At 70.0% G+C, this 2700-nt stretch carries 4 protein-coding genes; 1 reads left to right on the forward strand and 3 read right to left on the reverse strand.

Features of this window, described 5'->3' with window-relative positions; genetic code table 11:
* Nucleotides 1-869 (forward strand): Bug family tripartite tricarboxylate transporter substrate binding protein (locus AC27KI_RS22380; RefSeq protein WP_487115912.1); only part of this gene is annotated, 869 nt, incomplete at its 5' end.
* Between the two features lie 37 nt (nt 870-906).
* Here the strand turns inward: AC27KI_RS22380 and AC27KI_RS22385 are convergent.
* The 3 genes from AC27KI_RS22385 to AC27KI_RS22395 form a co-directional block, all read right to left on the reverse strand.
* Nucleotides 907-1317 (reverse strand): structural protein P5, encoded by a 411-nt coding sequence (locus AC27KI_RS22385; RefSeq protein ID WP_284431647.1) that lies wholly within the window; start codon nt 1315-1317, stop codon nt 907-909.
* 353 nt (nt 1318-1670) lie between these two features.
* Complete coding sequence (locus AC27KI_RS22390) at nt 1671-1994, reverse strand: DUF1840 domain-containing protein (protein ID WP_284415164.1); 324 nt, start codon at nt 1992-1994, stop codon at nt 1671-1673.
* A 68-nt stretch (nt 1995-2062) separates the two neighbouring features.
* Nucleotides 2063-2700, reverse strand: a 638-nt coding sequence (locus AC27KI_RS22395; protein ID WP_487089591.1) for a class I SAM-dependent methyltransferase, incomplete at its 5' end; no start/stop codon positions are given.

Below are 2700 nucleotides of genomic sequence, written 5' to 3' on the forward strand. Positions count from 1 at the left end.
CCACCGACATCCTGGCGCGCGCCGTGGCGCCCGAGCTGGGCCGCGCCTTCGGCCAGCAGTTCATCGTGGACAACCGGGGCGGCGCGGGCGGCAACATCGGCGCCGAGGTGGTCGCCAAGTCGCCGGCCGACGGCTACACGCTGCTGATGGGCACGGTCGGCACGCACGGCATCAACCGCGCGCTGTACAACCGCTTGCCCTACGACCCCATCAAGGACTTCGTGCCCATCACCCTCGTGGCGGCCGTGCCCAACGTGATGGAGATCAATGCCGACAAGGCGCGCACGCTGGGCATCCAGTCGGTGCCCGACTTCATCCGCTACGCCAAGGCGCACCCCGGCCAGCTGAACATGGCATCGAGCGGCAACGGCACCTCGATCCACCTGGCCGGCGAGCTGTTCAAGAGCATGACCGGCACCTACATGCTGCACATGCCCTACCGCGGCTCCGGCCCCGCGCTGCTGGACCTGGTGGGCGGCAACATGGACGTGATGTTCGACAACCTGCCGTCTTCCATGGCGCAGATCAAGGCCGGCAAGCTCAAGGCCCTGGCCGTGACCAGCGCCCACCGCTCACCCGCCCTGCCCGACGTGCCCACGGTGGAGGAAGTCGGCGGCCCGGATCTCAAGGGCTACGAGGCCAGCTCGTGGTTCGGCCTGCTCGCCCCCGCCGGGACCCCGCCCGAGATCGTGGCCCGCATCCAGCAGGAAACCGCCAAGGCCCTGGCCACCCCGGCCGTCAAGGAGCGCCTGCTGGCGCAGGGCGCGATCCCCGGCGGCAACTCGCCGGCCGACTTCGCCAAACACATCGACAGCGAACACCGCAAGTGGGCGCAGGTGGTGAAGGCGTCGGGCGCAAAGGTGGATTGAGCCGCGGTGGCGCGGCCGCACGCCTCCCGGTGGGCGTTCAGTACGCGCTGACCGCCCGGGCGATCAACCCATCCGGATAGGGCTGCATGCCGTTTTCCAGCTGCACGATGGTGCGCATGACCGGCGGCAGGGTCGCGGCGTTCAGGCAGATGAAGGCGTGGGGGCTGATGTCCAGGCTGCCGGCGACCTGCCGCACGTAGTCGCAGGGATCGCACTCGCCGCAGGCTGCCCAGCGGCGGATGATGCCGTCGATGGTGCACAGCTGGTACTTGGCCTGGTAGTTGCGCAGCAGCAGGGCCATGGCGCGCAGGCCCCAGTACGGCTCGCAGAACACCACGAACCGGGGGTCGGCCGACTGGTCCTCGGCCATGCCGCGCCAGCCGATGTGGTTGCGCACGATGTTGCCGGGATTGTGGTTGCGGATGCCGCGCGGAACGAGAGTCAACATGAAAAGCGGTGAGAACGCAGGATATGGTGCCCACGGTGGGGCGCTGGGCCCGGGTCTCGCGTCACGGTCGCTCGACCCCTGGCTTCGGACTCGAACTGTAGGTGCCCGGGTCCTGAAATTCACGCTTTCCACGCCGCGCTGAAGCAGGATTCAGAACTTTTAAGGTCGGGCCGGCCCGATCGGCACCACGGGTGCCGCGCTGCGGAAATTCGAAACGTTCTCGCCTGAAAAATCCGGCATGCCGGCCCCGATCCTGGCCTTCACTTCCTCCGCCAGGAGGGACTTGCGTGCCGCGGCCGACGCCCGCGTGCCCGGCCTCATGGCGGCCTGCCGCAGCGCCGGTCCGGCCTGGTTCACCAGACCACGTCGTGCCCTTCCGCGGCGCTGCGTTGGAGCATGTCGATGATCGGCGCCGCGCGCTGGCGCAGGCGCACGGTGTCGGGGCGCTCGCCCGCATCGTCGTCCTCGCTGCCCGGCGCCTCGCCGGCATCGGACCGACCCTTGGCGTCGTCGGCTGCGACGGCGGCTTCCAGTGCCTGGAGCGCGGCGGGGATCTGCGCGGCGGTGACGATGCCGTGCGGGTCGGTGCCCTTGCCCATGATCTGCAGCAGCTGGCGGCCGTTGGCCTCCAGCATGATGACGTCGGCGGTGGCGCGGGATTTGAACTTGTACAGCATGGGTGGCGAGGGTCCTTGGTAAGGGTGGGTGGGTAGGTAGGTAGGGGTGATGGGGTGGCTTGCAGCCGTCAATGCCCGGCCGGGCCGGTGCGTGAATGCATGTAGTCGCGGGTGAAAGGATAGTCCGACTGGGCCCCGCGCAGGGCGCCGGTGGCCAGGTCGCCGTCGGGCCGCGCGGCCAGCATCTGGTGCAGGGCCATCCAGCCGCGCTCGAATCCCATGGCGCTGCCGGCCAGGTAGAGGCGGTAGGCGCGCAGGGCACGCTCGCCCTGCGGCGCGCCGACCCCGGCCGAGAGCACGCGCAGCGCTTCCTGCAGCCGCGCCTCCAGCGCGTCGGACCAGGCCCAGAGCGTGCGCGCGTAGTGCGGGCGCAGGTTCTCGGTGTCCACCATCTCCAGGCCGCTGGCCGCCAGATCGTGCAGCACGGCGCTCACATGCAGCAGCTCGCCGCCCGGGAAGATGTACTTTTCGATGAAGTCGCCCAGTCCCGCGCCCAGCTGCGCGTTGTCCACGCCGCCCGAGGTGATGCCGTGGTTGAGCAGCAGCCCGCCGGGCCGCAAAAGCCGGCGCACGGTGGCGAAGTAATCGGGCATGTGCGCGCGGCCCACGTGCTCGAACATGCCCACCGAGGCGATGCGGTCGAACGGCGCGGGCTCGGGGTGCTGCAGTTCGCGGTAGTCGCGCAGTTCCATGCGCACGCGGCCCG

It is taken from the genome of Acidovorax sp. KPB24-03 (genome assembly GCF_057546605.1).

What these genes read in the sequence shown, in the direction of transcription:
- AC27KI_RS22385 (WP_284431647.1), bottom strand. Translation starts at nt 1,317, where the DNA reads ATGTTGACTCTCGTTCCGCGCGGCATCCGCAACCACAATCCCGGCAAC.
- AC27KI_RS22390 (WP_284415164.1), bottom strand. Translation starts at nt 1,994, where the DNA reads ATGCTGTACAAGTTCAAATCCCGCGCCACCGCCGACGTCATCATGCTG.